Source organism: Enterobacter sp. D2 (assembly GCF_034427575.1).
Classification (GTDB): Bacteria; Pseudomonadota; Gammaproteobacteria; order Enterobacterales; family Enterobacteriaceae; genus Enterobacter; species Enterobacter cloacae_M.
The window spans coordinates 309,193-326,265 of sequence record NZ_JAXQPP010000002.1 but is presented as its reverse complement, the minus strand read 5'-3'; the positions used below and the strand labels follow the sequence as shown (position 1 = coordinate 326,265).

Sequence of the window (17,073 nt, the reverse complement as noted above, 5' to 3'; positions counted from 1 at the left end):
ACCCGCTAAGCTTGCTGGCATGCGCCCTGTTAATGGGCACTCTTCGCAACATGGAGGAATAACAGTGAAGTTTAAGGTGATGGCCCTGGCGGCATTAGTAAGTTTTGGTGCGGTGTCGGTGCAGGCAAGTGAACTGCCGGATGGCCCGCACATCGTCACTTCAGGCACCGCAAGCGTGGACGCGGTACCTGATGTCGCAACGCTGGCAATTGAAGTCAATGTGTCTGCGAAAGATGCGGCATCTGCCAAGAAGCAGGCTGACGATCGTGTTGCGCAATACCTCTCTTTCCTTGAGCAGAACGGTGTCGGTAAAAAAGATATCAACTCCGCGAATCTGCGTACTCAACCCGATTATGACTACCAGAATGGTAAAAGCATCCTGAAAGGCTACCGTGCCGTGCGTACCGTCGAAGTGACCGTGCGTCAGCTGGATAAGCTTAACTCGCTGTTGGATGGCGCGCTGAAGGCGGGTCTGAACGAAATTCGTTCCGTATCGCTGGGCGTTGCGCAACCGGAAAAATACAAAGACGAAGCGCGTAAAGCGGCGATTGATGATGCCATTCACCAGGCGGAACAGCTGGCTTCTGGCTTTAAGAGCAAGCTCGGCCCGGTTTACAGCGTGCGTTACCACGTCTCTAACTACCAGCCAAGCCCGATGGTACGGATGATGAAGGCTGATGCAGCCCCGGTGTCTGCTCAGGAAACATACGAGCAGCCAACCATTCAGTTTGACGATCAGGTGGATGTGGTGTTCCAGCTGGAGCCAACTCAAACTCAGCAAACTGAGGCGGCTAAGGCGCAGTAATTTGCCCTCACCCTAACCCTCTCCCGCAGGGAGAGGGAATTCAAGCGATTAATCCTGTCTCAACACCTTGTGCCCGTACGCCAGCAGCGCGTCGGTTACGTTGCGCATCATGCGGCTTTCCGGCGCAAACCGGTGCCAGTAGAGCATCCGGCGCTGATACAGCCCCGGCGTCAGGTCAATCAGCTCACCGCTTTTTAACTCTTTCTCAATCTGCAGATGCGGGATCATGCAGCAGGTGGTGCCCTGACGCGCAAGCTGCACAAAGGCCTCAGACGAGTTGACGATATGGCACGGCACGCTGCCCGGTGGCAGATCGAAGTTTTGCTGCAGGAACGCCTGATGCATATCATCCAGATGGTCGAACGCCACGGCAGGGGCTTTCAGCAGCGCGGCGCGGGTGACGCCGTTCGGGAAGTAGCGCTCGGCAAAGGCTTTTGAACCCACAAACAGATAGTCCAGCGCGCCCAGCTGATCGACAAGACAGCTTGGCAAGGCCTGAGGCTGGATACTGACCGCCCCAACCACTTCACCGCGACGCAGGCGTTCCTGGGTACGGGTTTCATCCTCAACCTGTAAATTCAGGCGGATAGGGGAGTCCGCTAATACCGGCGCAAGGGCCGGCAGCAGCCAGGTTGCCAGGCTGTCGGCGTTGACCGCCAGAGAGAGCAGCAGCGGCGTAGAGCCCGTTTGTTCGTCACCCAGCCACTCGTCTTCCAGCAGTTCAACCTGGCGCAGCAGGGCGAGGAGCTTTTGCCCCTGCTCGGTTGGACGTGGCGGCACGGTACGCACCAGCAGCGGCTGGCCGAACATGTTTTCAAGCTGTTTAATACGCTGTGATACGGCGGACTGGGTGATGCAAAGCTTTTGCGCCGCGCGCTCAAAACCGCGTTCACGAATAACTGCATCAAGTGCCTGTAGTGTTCTGTAGTCCGGACGTTTCATTGCTCTGGCTGGCTCCTTAATTTTGCTTATTCTGCACTATGACACAATTTTCCCTTCGTGGCAGACGAATTCCATTCGACGTGTTCTATAATGCGCCCTGAGTTTTCACACCACAGGCAAAACGATCATGACGCAGGATGAACTGAAAAAAGCAGTAGGATGGGCCGCTCTCCAGTACGTGCAGCCGGGTACCATTGTCGGTGTCGGTACGGGATCAACCGCGGCACACTTTATCGATGCGCTGGGCACGATGAAGGGGCAAATCGAGGGCGCGGTTTCCAGCTCTGATGCTTCCACGGAAAAGCTGAAAAGCCTCGGCATTACCGTTTTCGATCTCAACGAAGTGGATCGTCTGGGGATTTACGTTGATGGCGCGGATGAAATCAACGGCCACATGCAGATGATCAAAGGCGGCGGCGCGGCGCTGACGCGCGAGAAGATCATCGCCTCCGTTGCGGACAAGTTTATCTGCATCGCGGACGCCTCCAAGCAGGTCGACATTCTGGGTAATTTCCCGCTGCCGGTCGAAGTGATCCCAATGGCCCGTAGCGCGGTTGCCCGTCAGCTGGTGAAGCTGGGCGGTCGTCCGGAGTATCGTCAGGGCGTAGTCACCGATAACGGTAACGTGATCCTCGACGTTCACGGTCTGGAAATCCTCGACGCGATTGCGCTGGAAAATGCTATCAATGCTATCCCAGGCGTAGTGACCGTAGGGCTATTCGCCAACCGTGGCGCGGATGTGGCGCTGATTGGCACCGCTGACGGCGTGAAAACCATCGTAAAATGATCTGACGGGGGGAGTCCTCCCCCCGCTAAAAAATTTTTGAAAAGCTAAATTCGGTGACTTGTGTGACGTTTTTCCGCCTCTTTTGCCGATCCTGCCGCGTTTGTAAATTTCCATAGCATTTTCCTCTGACATTTTGCTCTGTATGACTTTTCTTCAGAGTGCTGACGCAAACGTTCATATTGCTGCAATAGTTTTTTTTGATATGTTGGCTACAGCGGATTCATATCCAGCACAACATCAGTTCAGACAAAAACAGGGTCGGGTAAATGGCAAAGGTATCACTGGAGAAAGACAAGATTAAATTCCTGCTGGTCGAGGGCGTGCATCAAAAAGCAATCGATAGCCTTCGTGCGGCAGGTTACACCAACATCGAATTTCACAAAGGCGCGCTCGATACCGAAGAGCTGAAAGCGTCCATCCGTGATGCCCACTTCATTGGCCTGCGATCCCGTACTCACCTGACTGAAGAGGTTATTGCCGCTGCGGAAAAGCTGGTGGCTATCGGCTGCTTCTGCATCGGTACCAACCAGGTTGACCTGAATGCTGCCGCCAAACGCGGTATTCCCGTCTTCAACGCCCCGTTTTCCAACACCCGTTCCGTGGCGGAGCTGGTGATCGGCGAACTGCTGCTGCTGCTGCGCGGCATTCCTGAAGCGAACGCCAAGGCGCACCGCGGCGTGTGGAACAAGCTGGCGTCCGGCTCATATGAAGCGCGTGGTAAAAAACTGGGGATTATCGGCTACGGCCACATCGGTACGCAGCTCGGTATTCTGGCGGAATCCCTGGGCATGCACGTGTTTTTCTATGATATCGAAAGCAAGCTGCCGCTGGGCAATGCGACCCAGGTTCAACACCTGTCTGACCTGCTGAACATGAGCGACGTGGTGAGCCTGCACGTGCCGGAAAATGCGTCCACCAAAAACATGATGGGCGCGGAAGAGCTGGCGCTGATGAAGCCGGGCTCACTGCTGATTAACGCCGCGCGCGGCACGGTTGTCGATATCCCGGCCCTGGCGGATGCGCTGAAGCGTAAGCATCTGGCGGGCGCGGCCATCGACGTCTTCCCGACGGAGCCTGCGACCAACAGCGATCCGTTTACCTCTCCGCTGTGCGAGTTCGACAACGTGATTCTGACGCCGCACATTGGCGGTTCGACTCAGGAAGCGCAGGAAAATATCGGCCTGGAAGTGGCGGGTAAGCTGAGCAAATATTCCGACAACGGTTCAACGCTCTCTGCCGTGAACTTCCCGGAAGTGTCTCTGCCGTTGCACGGCGGTCGACGTCTGCTGCACATCCACGAGAACCGTCCTGGCGTGCTGACCGCGATCAACCAGATCTTTGCCGAGCAGGGCGTCAACATTGCCGCGCAGTATCTGCAGACGAACTCGCAGATGGGCTACGTGGTTATTGATATCGAAGCGGATGACGATGTGGCCGAAAAAGCGCTGCAGAGCATGAAGGCGATTCAGGGAACGATTCGCGCGCGTCTGCTGTACTGATAGTGCGGTTTGGGGTGTCGGGTGGCGGCTGCGCCTTACCCAACCTACGCTGAGTATTTGTAGGCCGGGTAAGCGTAAGCGCCACCCGGCTTTATTCTACCAGACCCAGATTTTGCTGGGCGTCACCACTGCCGGCAACGGCACATCCCACTTCTCCACCGGCAACGCCTCCACGCCCTGACAATCATGCGCATAGCCCACCGGCTGCAACCCGTACTGCTGCCAGTTTTGCAGCGTCCGGTCATAAAAACCGCCGCCCATCCCTAAACGCTGGCCCTGTTCATCAAACGCCACCAGCGGTGTAATCAGCACATCCAGCTGTGACAGCGGGAGCACGTCGCGCACGTCGAGTTTCGGTTCGGTGATTTTCAGGCGATTCACCACCAGTTCGCTGTGCGGGTGGTAGTGCAGAAACAGCAAATTACCTTCGCTGAACGGGTGCAGCACCGGCAGATAGACCTTCTTCCCGGCGCGCCAGAGCTGCTCTATCAGCGGTTGGGTATCCAGCTCTCCATCAAATGACAGAAACAGCGCAACGGTGTGCGCCATCACGACAGGGGGATACGCCATCATACGGGCGGCGGCCTGCTGGGCAAAATGCGCTTGCTGATCGGCGGTTAACGCACGGCGGCGCTGACGAATTAACTGACGGATGTCCTGGCGTGAAGCAGAAACTTCAGGGAATTGGGTCATGGTAGTCGGTAGAAGAAAAGAGAGGGAATCTCCGAGATGCCGCCGCAGGCTGTAACCCTTGAACCCTTGGTTCAAGGTGAATGTGTCGTCATAGTTTTAAGGCTTCTCGGACGGACCGAGCATGCTCACCAACCATGGAGCGCCACATTCTTGTGGTATGAAATATCGGCTCAGGGGACTGGCCCGCTTGCGAACATCTCAGAGAAATTTTGTCTTCACAGTTACTCTACCATAGTCAACTGAGAAGTGTTATTCAAACTTTGGTCCCGGTCTTTCGGGATTGCGACCTTGATCAAGCAATGCCTGTTCTATGGTCTGCTGGAGCATTTTAATGCGCTGCTCCATGCTTGCCGCGTAGTCGCGGGTCTTCGCTTTTTCCTGAGTCAGTTCATAGCTGATGTTCAACGCGGCGATGAAAACCAGCTGCTCAGTATTTGTGACTCTAGTGCGTTCTTTTAGATCTTGCAACCGCTGATTCAAATCGTCCGCTGCCTGATTCAAAGCATCCCTTTGTTCAGGCGGACAATTCACTCGCAGTGAACGGCCAAAAATCTGGAGATCGACGGGTTGTGCAGACATGCCACCTTCCTGCTGATTGACTGCGCTGCCTTCGCTTACTGCCCCGGGGGCTGCGAAGGGGCGACACTATAGCTACCCTGATGTGAAGATACAAGCCCTTTTCTGGTATCACCAGGGTCCAAAGTGGTAGCATATCATGAAACTTCCCCCCTTTGATGACGAATGCTCATGTCTATACAGAACGAAATGCCTGGTTACAAGGATTTAAACCAGTTACTGAACCAGCAGGGAATCGGTTTAACCCCTGCCGAAATGCACGGTCTGATCAGTGGCATGCTGTGCGGCGGAAACAGCGACAGCTCATGGCAGCCGCTGATCCACGACCTCACGAATGAAGGGCTGGCGTTTGGTCACGAGCTGGCGGAAGCGCTGCGTAAAATGCACGCCGCAACCAGCGATTCGCTGGAAGACGATGGCTTCCTTTTTCAGCTTTATCTGCCTGAAGGCGACGACGTCAGCGTGTTCGATCGCGCCGATGCGCTGGCCGGCTGGGTAAACCACTATCTGCTGGGGCTGGGCGTGACGCAGCCTAAACTGGATAAAGTGACCGGCGAAGCGGGTGAGGCGATCGACGACCTGCGTAACATCGCCCAGCTCGGCTACGATGAAGACGAAGACCAGGAAGAGCTGGAAATGTCTCTTGAAGAGATTATCGAGTACGTGCGCGTGGCGGCTCTGCTGTGCCACGACAACTTCACGCGCTCTCAGCCGACCGCGCCGGAAGTCCGCAAGCCAACCTTACATTAAGAAAAACAACGCACAGGAGGGTGTCATGGTTATCTCGAGTCAAGAGTATTCGCGCCGCCGTCAGGCGCTGCTGGCAACAATGCAGCCGGGCAGCGCCGCGCTGATTTTTGCTGCGCCCGAAGTTACGCGCAGCGCCGACAGCGAATATCCCTATCGCCAGAGCAGCGATTTCTGGTACTTCACCGGCTTTAACGAGCCGGAAGCGGTGCTGGTGCTGATTAAGAGCAATGACACCCACAACCACAGCGTGATTTTCAACCGCGTGCGCGATCTGACAGCCGAAATCTGGTTTGGCCGCCGCCTGGGCCAGGAGGCCGCACCGGCGAAGCTGGGCGTTGACCGCGCGCTGGCGTTTAGCGAAATCAACCAGCAGCTCTATCAGCTGCTTAACGGCCTCGACGTGCTCTATCACGCGCAGGGTGAATATGCCTACGCCGATGAGATTGTTTTCACCGCGCTGGATAAGCTGCGCAAAGGCTCGCGGCAGAACCTGTCCGCGCCGGCCACGCTGACGGACTGGCGTCCGGTGGTGCATGAGATGCGCCTGTTCAAGTCTGAAGAAGAGCTGAATTTGATGCGTCGTGCGGGCGAAATCAGCGCCCTGGCGCACACCCGCGCCATGGAAAAGTGCCGTCCTGGGCTGTTCGAATACCAGCTGGAAGGCGAAATTCATCACGAATTTAACCGCCACGGCGCGCGTTATCCCTCCTACAACACCATTGTTGGCGGCGGAGAAAACGGCTGCATTCTGCACTACACCGAAAACGAAAGCGCGCTGCGCGACGGCGATCTGGTGCTGATTGACGCCGGTTGCGAATACCAGGGCTACGCGGGGGACATCACCCGTACTTTCCCGGTAAACGGTAAATTCTCACCGGCACAGCGCGCGATTTACGACATTGTCCTGGAATCGCTTGAGACGGCGCTCAGGCTGTATCGTCCCGGTACCTCCATGCAGGAAGTGACCGGCGAAGTGGTGCGCATCATGATTACCGGTCTGGTCAGGCTCGGGATTCTGAAAGGGGACGTAGACACCCTGATTGCTGAAAATGCGCATCGACCGTATTTCATGCACGGCCTGAGCCACTGGCTGGGGCTGGATGTGCATGACGTCGGCGCGTACGGCGCCGACCGTTCACGCGTGCTGGAGCCGGGCATGGTGTTAACCGTGGAGCCAGGCCTGTATATCGCGCCGGATGCCGACGTGCCTGAGGAGTACCGCGGGATTGGCATTCGTATTGAAGATGACATCGTTATTACCGAAACCGGTAACGAAAACCTGACCGCGAGCGTCGTGAAAAACGCTGACGATATCGAGGCGCTGATGGCAGCGGCACGCGCATGAGCGTGATTATCGTTGGCGGCGGCATGACCGGGGCCACGCTGGCGCTGGCCATTTCGCATTTGACGAAGGGGCAGCTTGCGGTGCACCTGGTGGAAGCCGTCGCGCCGCAGGGAAAGAATCATCCCGGTTTTGATTCCCGCGCTATTGCCCTGGCGCAGGGTACCTGCCAGCAGCTGTCCCGTATTGGCATCTGGCAGGCGATCGCTGACCGCGCCACGGCAATTAAAACCGTTCACGTAAGCGATCGCGGCCATGCTGGCTTTGTCACGCTGGACGCGCAGGATTACCGCATTGACGCGCTGGGTCAGGTTGTTGAGCTGCACGACGTCGGATTGCGTCTGTTCCGTCTGCTCCAGGATGCGCCGGGCGTCACGCTGCATTGTCCGGCGCGCGTGGCCGGCGTGAGCCGCAGCGAGGAGTCGGTCAGCGTAACGCTGGAAAACGGCACCGTGCTTGAAGGCCAGCTTCTGGTCGCCGCGGACGGCTCGCGCTCATCGCTCGGCGCCCAGTGCGGCGTGGAGTGGCGTCAGCAGCCTTACGGGCAGGTTGCGGTCATTGCCAACGTCTCTACCGCAGCTGAACACCACGGCAGGGCGTTTGAACGCTTTACGCAGCATGGCCCGCTGGCGATGCTGCCGATGTCGGACGGGCGCTGTTCCCTGGTCTGGTGTCATCCGCAGGATAAGGCTGAAGAGGTTAAAGCCTGGTCAGACGAACGTTTTTGTACCGAGCTGCAGAAGGCCTTTGGCTGGCGGCTGGGGCGTATTACCCATGCGGGCCAGCGGGCAGTCTACCCGCTTTCGCTGACGACAGCGTCTCAGTCCATCTCCCATCGTCTGGCGCTTGTCGGTAATGCCGCGCAGACGCTGCACCCCATCGCGGGGCAAGGGTTTAACCTTGGCCTGCGGGATGTCATGAGCCTGGCGGAAACCCTTTCGCAGGCGTGGGGTGAGCAAAAAGATTGCGGCGCTTATTCGGTGCTAAGCCATTACCAGAAGCGACGTCAGGCCGATAAAGAGGCGACAATCGGCGTTACCGACGGCTTAGTCCATCTCTTTGCCAATCGCTGGGCGCCGCTGGTAGCAGGTCGCAACCTCGGGCTGATGGCGATGGAATTATTCATTCCGGCACGTGACGTGCTGGCGCAGCGGACTCTTGGTTGGGTCGCGCGTTAAGGAGTTATCACCGTGCAAAATGTTGATGTCGCCATCGTTGGCGGCGGTATGGTCGGACTGGCGCTGGCCTGCGGTTTACAGGGCAGCGGCCTGCGCGTGGCGGTGCTGGAGCAAAAGCAGCCTCAGCCCGTTGCGCCAGATGCTCCGCCGGAACTCCGCGTCTCGGCGATCAATGCCGCCAGCGAGAAATTGCTGACGCACCTTGGCGTCTGGGCAGATATTGTGGCGCAGCGCGCCAGCTGCTATCACGGCATGGAAGTGTGGGATAAAGACAGCTTTGGTCATATTGCTTTTGATGATGAAAGCATGGGCTATAGCCATCTGGGCCATATCATCGAAAACGCGGTGATCCACCACGCGCTGTGGCAGAAAGCACAGCAGTGCAGTGACGTGACCCTGATTGCGCCTGCGCAGATCCAGCAGGTGGCATGGGGCGAAAACGAGGCGTTTATCACCCTGCAGAGCGGCGACATGCTGACCGCGCGTCTGGTGGTCGGTGCTGACGGTGCGAACTCCTGGCTGCGCAACAAAGCCGATATCCCGCTGACCTTCTGGGATTACCGCCATCATGCTCTGGTGGCAACGATCCGAACAGAGGAGCCGCACGGCGGCGTGGCGCGGCAGATTTTCCACAACGACGGCATTCTGGCGTTCCTGCCGCTTGCCGATCCGCACCTGTGCTCGATTGTCTGGTCCCTGGTGCCGGAGAAAGCCCAGCAGATGCACGAAGCGACGCCGGAGGCCTTTAACCAGGCGCTGTGCATGGCGTTTGATAACCGCCTTGGCTTATGCGCCCTTGAAAGCGCGCGGCAGGTGTTCCCGTTAACCGGCCGCTACGCGCGTCAGTTTGCGGCGCACCGTCTGGCGCTGGTCGGTGATGCGGCGCATACCATTCATCCGCTGGCCGGGCAGGGCGTCAACCTTGGCTTTATGGACGCGGCGGAGCTGGTTGAGGAACTGCGTCGCCTGCACCGCGAAGGCAAAGATATCGGTCAGCATCTGTACCTGCGTCGCTACGAGCGTAGCCGCAAGCACAGTGCGGCGATGATGCTGGCGGGCATGCAGGGCTTCCGCGAGCTGTTTGCCGGCGCGAATCCGGCGAAAAAACTGCTGCGCGACATTGGCCTCAAGCTTGCTGACACCCTTCCGGGTGTTAAGCCTCAACTCCTCCGTCAGGCGATGGGTCTTAACGACCTGCCGAACTGGCTACGTTAATTTAGACCCCCGTCACACTTTATTTTCCCGGCCTCTGCGCCGGGGAAATTCCCTCGTTTGAAATATTCTAATTTCACGTCATTTTTCGCATTAGAAAATCTAATCTACGAGATTTTATGTTACGGAAATTCGGCCCGTTTTTCCGCACGAAATATCACCATGTGCTAAATCATGTTAGATCATTGTTAATTTTGTGCGGGGTTAATCGCATTTTTCCAGTGAATAACTCTGTAGGCTTTTTAGCGTTTTTTGGTCATAAGCTAATGTGATGACCCGTTTTACCTTATGGTTAACCGCCGGTTTCGGTGGTAAGTTCGGGTAAAAGAGAACGTTTGCGTCGGCGCCAGGTAACGGGGCCGACACCGGGTTTCACGGTGAATTTTTCAACGAGGACAAGATGGCTCAACAGACTCCTTTGTACGAACAACACGTGTTATGCGGCGCCCGCATGGTGGACTTCCATGGCTGGATGATGCCGCTGCACTACGGCTCGCAGATTGATGAGCACCACGCGGTGCGCACCGATGCCGGTATGTTCGACGTGTCCCACATGACGATTGTCGATCTGCGCGGTAGCCGCACCCGGGAGTTTTTGCGTTATCTGCTGGCAAATGACGTCGCCAAACTGAAGACGCCGGGTAAAGCGCTCTACACCGGCATGCTGAATGCCTCGGGCGGCGTGATTGATGACCTTATCGTCTACTACTTCGCTGAAGATTTCTTCCGCCTTGTTGTCAACTCCGCCACCCGCGAAAAAGACCTCTCCTGGATCACCCAACACGCCGAACCTTATGCCATCGACATCACCGTCCGTGACGACCTGTCGCTGATCGCCGTACAGGGGCCGAACGCGCAGGCGAAAGCCGCGTCTCTGTTTAACGACGAGCAACGCAAAGCAACCGAAGGCATGAAGCCGTTCTTCGGCGTGCAGGCGGGCGATCTGTTTATCGCCACCACCGGCTACACCGGTGAAGCGGGCTACGAAATTGCGATGCCGAACGAGAAGGCCGCTGATTTCTGGCGTGCGCTGGTGGAAGCTGGCGTGAAGCCTGCGGGTCTGGGCGCGCGCGATACGCTGCGTCTGGAAGCGGGGATGAACCTCTACGGGCAGGAGATGGACGAAGGCGTCTCCCCGCTGGCCGCCAATATGGGCTGGACCATTGCATGGGAACCGGCTGACCGTGACTTTATTGGCCGTGAAGCGCTGGAGATGCAGCGCGAGAAGGGCACTGAACAGCTGGTGGGGCTGGTGATGACCGAGAAGGGCGTGCTGCGCGGTGAACTGCCGGTGCGCTTTACCGATGCTGACGGCAATCCTCGCGAAGGCGTGATCACCAGCGGTACCTTCTCCCCGACGCTGGGCTACAGTATTGCACTGGCACGCGTGCCGGCGGGCATTGGCGAAACGGCGGTGGTGCAAATCCGCAACCGCGAAATGCCGGTCAACGTGACCAAACCGATTTTTGTTCGCGCCGGTAAGCCGGTCGCCTAATCATTTTTATCAGGAGAACTTCAATGAGCAATGTGCCAGCAGAACTGAAATACAGCAAAGAACACGAGTGGCTGCGCAAAGAGGCGGACGGCACTTACACCGTAGGGATCACCGAGCACGCGCAAGAGCTGCTGGGCGACATGGTGTTTGTTGACCTGCCTGACGTGGGCACGACCGTTAGCGCGGGCGACGACTGCGCCGTGGCGGAGTCCGTAAAAGCGGCATCTGACATCTATGCCCCTGTGAGCGGCGAAATCGTTGCCGTCAACGACGCGCTGAGCGATTCGCCAGAGCTGGTGAACAGCGAGCCTTATGAAGGCGGCTGGATCTTCAAGATCAAAGCCAGCGACGAATCTCAGGTTGCCGCGCTGCTGGATGCGTCCGCGTACGAAGCACTGTTAGAAGACGAGTAATCGTTTATCCCCCTCTCCTTTCGGGAGAGGGCAGGGGCGAGGTTGCCCATCTTCCCCTCGCCCTAACCCTCTCCCAGAGGGAGAGGGAACTTAAATTCACTGCACGTTTCAGGAACCATCGCTCATGACACAGACTTTAAGCCAGCTTGAAAACCGTGGCGCCTTCATTGAACGTCACATTGGGCCGGATGCTCAGCAACAGCAGGAGATGCTGAAGACAGTTGGCGCGGATTCATTAAACGCACTGATCGGCCAGATTGTGCCAAAAGACATCCAGCTTGCCACGCCGCCTCAGGTGGGGGAAGCCACCACGGAATTCGCCGCGCTGGCGGAGCTGAAGGCTATCGCAGGCCTGAACAAGCGCTATAAGTCTTACATTGGCATGGGCTACACCAACGTGCAGTTGCCGCCGGTTATCCTGCGCAACATGCTGGAAAACCCGGGCTGGTACACCGCTTACACCCCGTATCAGCCAGAAGTGTCCCAGGGCCGTCTTGAAGCGCTGCTGAACTTCCAGCAGGTGACGCTGGATCTGACCGGTATGGATATCGCCTCCGCCTCGCTGCTGGATGAAGCGACCGCCGCCGCCGAAGCAATGGCGATGGCAAAACGCGTGAGCAAGCTGAAAAATGCCAACCGCTTCTTCGTGGCGGCGGACGTGCATCCCCAGACGCTGGACGTGGTGCGCACTCGCGCGGAAACCTTCGGCTTTGACGTGATCGTCGACGACGCCGACAAAGTGCTGGATCACCAGGACGTCTTCGGCGTGCTGCTGCAGCAGGTAGGCACCACCGGTGAAGTTCACGACTACGGCGCGCTGATTGCCGAGCTGAAATCCCGCAAAGTGGTTGTCAGCGTTGCCGCCGACTTTATGGCGCTGGTGCTGCTGACGGCACCGGGCAAACAGGGCGCGGATATTGTCTTTGGTTCAGCGCAACGCTTCGGCGTGCCGATGGGCTACGGCGGCCCGCACGCGGCATTCTTCGGCTCGAAAGATGAATTCAAACGCTCCATGCCCGGCCGTATTATCGGCGTCTCAAAAGACGCTGCCGGTAACACCGCGCTGCGCATGGCGATGCAGACCCGCGAGCAGCACATCCGCCGTGAGAAAGCGAACTCCAACATCTGTACCTCACAGGTGCTGCTGGCAAACATCGCCAGCCTGTACGCCGTGTTCCACGGCCCGGCTGGTCTGAAGCGCATTGCCAGCCGCATTCACCGCCTGGCCGATATTCTGGCCTGCGGCCTGCAGCAGAAAGGCCTTAAGCTGCGCCACGCTCACTACTTCGACACCCTGTGTGTGGAAGTGGCGGACAAAGCGGCCGTGCTGGCGCGCGCGAATGCGGCAGAGATCAACCTGCGCAGCGATATCCACAATGCCGTCGGCATTACGCTGGATGAAAGCACCACCCGCGACGATATCCTGAACCTGTTCAGCGTGTTGCTGGGTGACGCGCACGGTCTGGACATTGATGCGCTCGACAAAGAGGTCGCGCTCGACAGCCGCTCCATTCAGGAAAGTATGCTGCGTAACGATGCGATCCTGACGCATCCGGTGTTTAACCGCTACCACAGCGAAACCGAGATGATGCGCTATATGCACTCTCTGGAGCGCAAGGATCTGGCGCTGAACCAGGCGATGATCCCGCTGGGCTCCTGCACCATGAAGCTGAACGCCGCAGCAGAGATGATCCCGATCACCTGGCCTGAATTCTCCGAGCTGCACCCGTTCTGCCCGCCAGAGCAGGCGGAAGGTTATCATATGATGATCAACCAGCTTTCCGACTGGCTGGTGAAGCTGACCGGTTATGACGCGCTCTGCATGCAGCCAAACTCCGGCGCGCAGGGCGAATACGCGGGCCTGCTGGCGATCCGTCACTATCACGAAAGCCGCAACGAAGGACACCGCGATATCTGCCTGATCCCAAGCTCTGCCCACGGTACCAACCCGGCCTCTGCCCAGATGGCAGGCATGGAAGTGGTGGTGGTGGCGTGCGATAAAAACGGCAACATCGATCTGGCCGACCTGCGCGCGAAAGCCGAGCAGGCGGGCGACAAGCTCTCCTGCATCATGGTGACCTACCCGTCTACCCACGGCGTGTACGAAGAGACTATCCGTGAAGTGTGCGAAGTGGTGCACCAGTTCGGCGGTCAGGTTTACCTCGACGGCGCGAACATGAACGCTCAGGTGGGCATTACCTCTCCGGGCTTTATCGGCGCGGATGTGTCGCACCTGAACCTGCACAAAACCTTCTGCATCCCTCACGGCGGTGGCGGCCCGGGCATGGGTCCTATCGGCGTGAAAGCGCACCTGGCGCCGTTTGTCCCAGGCCACAGCGTTGTGCAGATTGAAGGCATGCTGACTCGTCAGGGCGCGGTCTCTGCGGCACCGTTCGGTAGCGCCTCTATCCTGCCAATCAGCTGGATGTACATCCGCATGATGGGCGCGGAAGGGCTGAAGCAGGCGAGCCAGGTGGCGATCCTCAACGCCAACTATATTGCGACTCGCCTGAAGTCCGCCTTCCCGGTGCTCTATACCGGCCGCGACGGTCGCGTGGCGCACGAGTGCATCCTCGATATTCGTCCGCTGAAAGAGCAAACCGGCATTAGCGAGCTGGATATCGCCAAGCGTCTGATCGACTACGGCTTCCATGCGCCAACCATGTCGTTCCCGGTTGCGGGTACGCTGATGGTTGAGCCGACCGAGTCTGAAAGCAAGGCCGAGCTGGACCGCTTTATCGACGCGATGCTGGCCATCCGCATGGAGATCGACCGCGTGCAGGACGGCGAATGGACGCTGGAAGATAACCCGCTGGTCAACGCTCCGCATACCCAGCATGAGATGGTCTCCGAGTGGAACCACGGCTATTCCCGCGAGCTGGCCGTCTTCCCGGCAGGCGTGGCAAACAAATACTGGCCGACCGTGAAGCGTCTTGATGACGTCTACGGCGACCGTAACCTGTTCTGCTCCTGCGTGCCGATGAGCGAATACCAGTAATATTGTTGGTGTAGTAACGTAGGCCGGGTAAGGCGAAGCCGCCACCCGGCTTTTTTATTGGGAGAAGAAAATGGCAATAGCACTGGTCACCGGCGCCAGCCGGGGCATTGGGAAAGCCACCGCGCTGCAGCTGGCGCGCGAAGGCTACACCGTGGCGGTGAACTATCATCACAACATTAAAGCCGCGACGGACGTGATCAACCAGATCGTTGAAGCGGGCGGTAAAGCCTTTGCCGTCCGCGCAGATATCAGTGATGAAGCCCAGGTGCTGGCGATGTTTAACAGCCTCGATCGTGAAGGCGAGCCGCTTCGTGCGCTGGTCAATAATGCGGGCATTCTGTTTGAGCAATCCACTATCGAGAACCTCTCCGCTGAGCGCATTAACCGCGTCCTGGCGACCAACGTCACGGGCTACTTTCTCTGCTGCCGGGAAGCGGTAAAACGCATGTCCTTCAGGCATGGCGGCAAGGGCGGGGCGATAGTGAATGTCTCTTCCGCAGCGTCGCGTCTGGGGGCGCCGGGTGAATATGTGGATTATGCCGCGTCTAAGGGGGCGGTGGATTCGCTGACAACCGGGCTATCGCTGGAAGTGGCGGCGCAGGGTATTCGCGTCAACTGTGTACGTCCGGGTCTGATTTATACGGATATTCATGCGTCCGGCGGAGAGCCGGGGAGGGTGGATCGCGTGAAATCGTTGCTGCCGATGCAGCGTGGCGGCCAGCCGGAAGAGGTGGCGCAGGCGATTGTCTGGCTGCTGAGCGAGAAGGCGTCGTACGTAACGGGCAGTTTTATTGAGTTGGCTGGCGGGAAATAAGCCCCTCACCCTAACCCTCTCCCCAAAGGGGAGAGGGGATCAATCGTAGCGCCGCCCGGCGTTAAAGTTTCTCGCCGTTGCTGGCAATCACGCCCTTATACCACTCGAAGCTTTTCTTGCGGGAACGCGACATGTCGCCCGTGCCGTCGTCGTGCTTGTTCACGTAGATAAAGCCGTAGCGCTTGCTGTACTGGCCGGTGGTGAACGACACGCAGTCGATGCAGCCCCATGGCGTATATCCCATCAGATCCACGCCGTCGTGCGTCACGGCTTTGATCATCTCTTCCACGTGGGCACGCAGGTAGTCGATGCGATAGTCGTCGTTGATGCTGCCGTCTTCTTCAACCTTGTCGTAGGCGCCGAACCCGTTCTCCACGATAAACAGCGGTTTCTGATAACGCTCGTACAGTTCGCACAGAGAATAGCGCAGGCCTACCGGGTCAATCTGCCAGCCCCAGTCGGACGCCTTCACGTGCGGGTTCGGCACGCTGCCTTCGAAGCCGGAAATCGCATCGCCGGTACCGCCTTCCGCTTTCACCGCGTTGGTCATGTAGTAGCTGAAACCTAAGTAGTCGCAGGTACCTTCACGCAGGATCTGCTCGTCGCCTGCCTCCATTTTGATGGAGAAGCCACGGCGCTCCCACTCGTTCAGCACGTAGGATGGGTAGTAACCACGCAGTTGGACGTCGGTAAAGACATAGCGCTCGCGCATGGATTCCTGGGCGAACATCACGTCTTCCGGTTTGCAGGAGAACGGATAGAGCGCCACCATCGCCAGCATGCAGCCGACTTTCATCTCCGGATTGATGCGGCGCGCGGCTTTCACCGCCAGGGCGCTGGCCACAAACTGGTGGTGCAGGACCTGGTACATGGTCTCTTCCGGATTGTCATGTTCGGTATAGACCACGCCCGAGCAGCAGTAACCGAACAGCGGCGCGCGCCAGTTGCGCTGGTTATTGATTTCGTTGAAGGTCATCCAGTATTTGACCTTGTTTTTGTAGCGCTCAAAAACCACTTCCGCGAAGCGCACAAAGAAATCGACCACTTTACGGTTGGTCCAGCTACCGTACTCCTGCACCAGGTGCAGCGGCATTTCGAAATGAGAGAGGGTGATCACCGGTTCGATGTTGTATTTCAGCAGCTCGTCGAACATGTCGTCGTAAAACTTCAGCCCCTCTTCGTTTGGCTGCGTTTCGTCACCTTTCGGGAAGATGCGCGTCCAGGCGATAGAGGTGCGGAAGCACTTGAAACCCATCTCGGCAAACAGCTTGATGTCTTCTTTATAGTGGCCGTGGAAGTCGATAGCCTCGTGGTTTGGGTAGTATTTACCCGGCACTACTTCCTGGGTGATTTCGCGCGGGACGCCGTGCGCGCCGCCGGTCAATACGTCGCAAATGCTTGGTCCTTTGCCGCCTTTTTTCCAGCCGCCTTCAACCTGGTGAGCCGCAACCGCGCCGCCCCATAAAAAATCTTTTGGTAAGGTTAATTTTTTCATCGCTGCTCTTCTCAATAAATGGCTTATTGGCATCGAGTCTAGCAAAGCGAAATTGAATGTCACGATATAACAAT

General features: G+C 57.8%; 15 protein-coding genes and 1 other RNA gene. 11 read left to right on the top strand and 5 right to left on the bottom strand.

Annotated elements, in window-relative coordinates; translation table 11 throughout:
- Positions 1-64: 64 nt before the first annotated feature.
- Positions 65-805: an oxidative stress defense protein gene (locus tag SPG90_RS13715; protein WP_023309114.1), complete on the top strand. Its 741-nt coding sequence runs from the start codon at positions 65-67 to the stop codon at positions 803-805.
- 48 nt (positions 806-853) lie between these two features.
- On the opposite strand, the gene argP is transcribed toward SPG90_RS13715, so the two are convergent.
- Entirely contained in the window at positions 854-1,747 is an 894-nt protein-coding gene (argP, locus tag SPG90_RS13710) for a DNA-binding transcriptional regulator ArgP (protein ID WP_008499727.1), read from the bottom strand.
- Positions 1,748-1,874: 127 nt separating this feature from the next.
- On the opposite strand from argP, the gene rpiA reads away from it, so the two are divergent.
- Together rpiA and serA are read left to right on the top strand one after the other, a co-directional pair.
- Complete coding sequence (rpiA, locus tag SPG90_RS13705) at positions 1,875-2,534, top strand: ribose-5-phosphate isomerase RpiA (protein WP_014885151.1); 660 nt, start codon at positions 1,875-1,877, stop codon at positions 2,532-2,534.
- Positions 2,535-2,800: 266 nt separating this feature from the next.
- Positions 2,801-4,033 (top strand): phosphoglycerate dehydrogenase, encoded by a 1,233-nt coding sequence (serA, locus tag SPG90_RS13700; RefSeq protein ID WP_023309113.1) that lies wholly within the window; start codon positions 2,801-2,803, stop codon positions 4,031-4,033.
- 96 nt (positions 4,034-4,129) lie between these two features.
- On the opposite strand, the gene SPG90_RS13695 is transcribed toward serA, so the two are convergent.
- From SPG90_RS13695 to zapA, 3 genes are all read right to left on the bottom strand, one after another.
- Positions 4,130-4,726: a 5-formyltetrahydrofolate cyclo-ligase gene (locus SPG90_RS13695; protein WP_126303075.1), complete on the bottom strand. Its 597-nt coding sequence runs from the start codon at positions 4,724-4,726 to the stop codon at positions 4,130-4,132.
- A gap of 24 nt (positions 4,727-4,750) precedes the next feature.
- A non-coding RNA gene (gene ssrS, locus SPG90_RS13690) (6S RNA) lies at positions 4,751-4,934 on the bottom strand.
- A 41-nt stretch (positions 4,935-4,975) separates the two neighbouring features.
- On the bottom strand, positions 4,976-5,305 hold the full coding sequence (gene zapA / locus SPG90_RS13685) for a cell division protein ZapA (RefSeq protein WP_006811891.1): 330 nt from the start codon (positions 5,303-5,305) through the stop codon (positions 4,976-4,978).
- Positions 5,306-5,473: 168 nt separating this feature from the next.
- Between zapA and SPG90_RS13680 the strand changes: the two genes are divergently transcribed.
- The 8 genes from SPG90_RS13680 to SPG90_RS13645 all read left to right on the top strand — a co-directional run bounded on the left by SPG90_RS13680 (position 5,474) and on the right by SPG90_RS13645 (position 15,504).
- Complete coding sequence (locus SPG90_RS13680; RefSeq protein WP_023333316.1) at positions 5,474-6,052, top strand: YecA family protein; 579 nt, start codon at positions 5,474-5,476, stop codon at positions 6,050-6,052.
- A 31-nt stretch (positions 6,053-6,083) separates the two neighbouring features.
- Entirely contained in the window at positions 6,084-7,397 is a 1,314-nt protein-coding gene (gene pepP / locus SPG90_RS13675; protein WP_123244558.1) for a Xaa-Pro aminopeptidase, read from the top strand.
- Positions 7,394-8,572 carry a 2-octaprenyl-6-methoxyphenyl hydroxylase gene (ubiH, locus tag SPG90_RS13670; protein WP_126303074.1) on the top strand — a complete coding sequence of 393 codons (1,179 nt, stop codon included), beginning with the start codon at positions 7,394-7,396 and terminating at the stop codon, positions 8,570-8,572. The genes pepP and ubiH overlap by 4 nt, the downstream gene beginning before the upstream one ends.
- A 12-nt stretch (positions 8,573-8,584) precedes the next feature.
- Positions 8,585-9,787, top strand: a complete 1,203-nt coding sequence (gene ubiI / locus SPG90_RS13665; protein WP_047173565.1) for an FAD-dependent 2-octaprenylphenol hydroxylase — start codon at positions 8,585-8,587, stop codon at positions 9,785-9,787.
- A gap of 397 nt (positions 9,788-10,184) precedes the next feature.
- Positions 10,185-11,279, top strand: a complete 1,095-nt coding sequence (gene gcvT / locus SPG90_RS13660) for a glycine cleavage system aminomethyltransferase GcvT (RefSeq protein WP_047173564.1) — start codon at positions 10,185-10,187, stop codon at positions 11,277-11,279.
- 23 nt (positions 11,280-11,302) lie between these two features.
- Positions 11,303-11,692 (top strand): glycine cleavage system protein GcvH, encoded by a 390-nt coding sequence (gcvH, locus tag SPG90_RS13655; protein ID WP_126303073.1) that lies wholly within the window; start codon positions 11,303-11,305, stop codon positions 11,690-11,692.
- A 124-nt stretch (positions 11,693-11,816) separates the two neighbouring features.
- Positions 11,817-14,690: an aminomethyl-transferring glycine dehydrogenase gene (gene gcvP / locus SPG90_RS13650; protein ID WP_322408194.1), complete on the top strand. Its 2,874-nt coding sequence runs from the start codon at positions 11,817-11,819 to the stop codon at positions 14,688-14,690.
- 70 nt (positions 14,691-14,760) lie between these two features.
- Entirely contained in the window at positions 14,761-15,504 is a 744-nt protein-coding gene (locus tag SPG90_RS13645; protein WP_045405035.1) for an SDR family oxidoreductase, read from the top strand.
- A gap of 61 nt (positions 15,505-15,565) precedes the next feature.
- Here SPG90_RS13645 and bglA read toward each other — a convergent pair whose 3' ends face one another.
- The gene (gene bglA, locus SPG90_RS13640; protein WP_045405037.1) at positions 15,566-16,999 is read right to left on the bottom strand and encodes a 6-phospho-beta-glucosidase BglA; all 1,434 of its coding nucleotides are present in this window, start codon (positions 16,997-16,999) and stop codon (positions 15,566-15,568) included.
- Between the last annotated feature and the right edge of the window lie 74 nt (positions 17,000-17,073).

Bases quoted from the DNA above. Each gene is read 5' to 3' on its own strand.
- argP (WP_008499727.1), bottom strand. From the start codon at position 1,747: ATGAAACGTCCGGACTACAGAACACTACAGGCACTTGATGCAGTTATT.
- rpiA (WP_014885151.1), top strand. From the start codon at position 1,875: ATGACGCAGGATGAACTGAAAAAAGCAGTAGGATGGGCCGCTCTCCAG.
- serA (WP_023309113.1), top strand. From the start codon at position 2,801: ATGGCAAAGGTATCACTGGAGAAAGACAAGATTAAATTCCTGCTGGTC.
- SPG90_RS13695 (WP_126303075.1), bottom strand. From the start codon at position 4,726: ATGACCCAATTCCCTGAAGTTTCTGCTTCACGCCAGGACATCCGTCAG.
- zapA (WP_006811891.1), bottom strand. From the start codon at position 5,305: ATGTCTGCACAACCCGTCGATCTCCAGATTTTTGGCCGTTCACTGCGA.
- SPG90_RS13680 (WP_023333316.1), top strand. From the start codon at position 5,474: ATGTCTATACAGAACGAAATGCCTGGTTACAAGGATTTAAACCAGTTA.
- ubiH (WP_126303074.1), top strand. From the start codon at position 7,394: ATGAGCGTGATTATCGTTGGCGGCGGCATGACCGGGGCCACGCTGGCG.
- gcvT (WP_047173564.1), top strand. From the start codon at position 10,185: ATGGCTCAACAGACTCCTTTGTACGAACAACACGTGTTATGCGGCGCC.
- gcvH (WP_126303073.1), top strand. From the start codon at position 11,303: ATGAGCAATGTGCCAGCAGAACTGAAATACAGCAAAGAACACGAGTGG.
- gcvP (WP_322408194.1), top strand. From the start codon at position 11,817: ATGACACAGACTTTAAGCCAGCTTGAAAACCGTGGCGCCTTCATTGAA.
- SPG90_RS13645 (WP_045405035.1), top strand. From the start codon at position 14,761: ATGGCAATAGCACTGGTCACCGGCGCCAGCCGGGGCATTGGGAAAGCC.
- bglA (WP_045405037.1), bottom strand. From the start codon at position 16,999: ATGAAAAAATTAACCTTACCAAAAGATTTTTTATGGGGCGGCGCGGTT.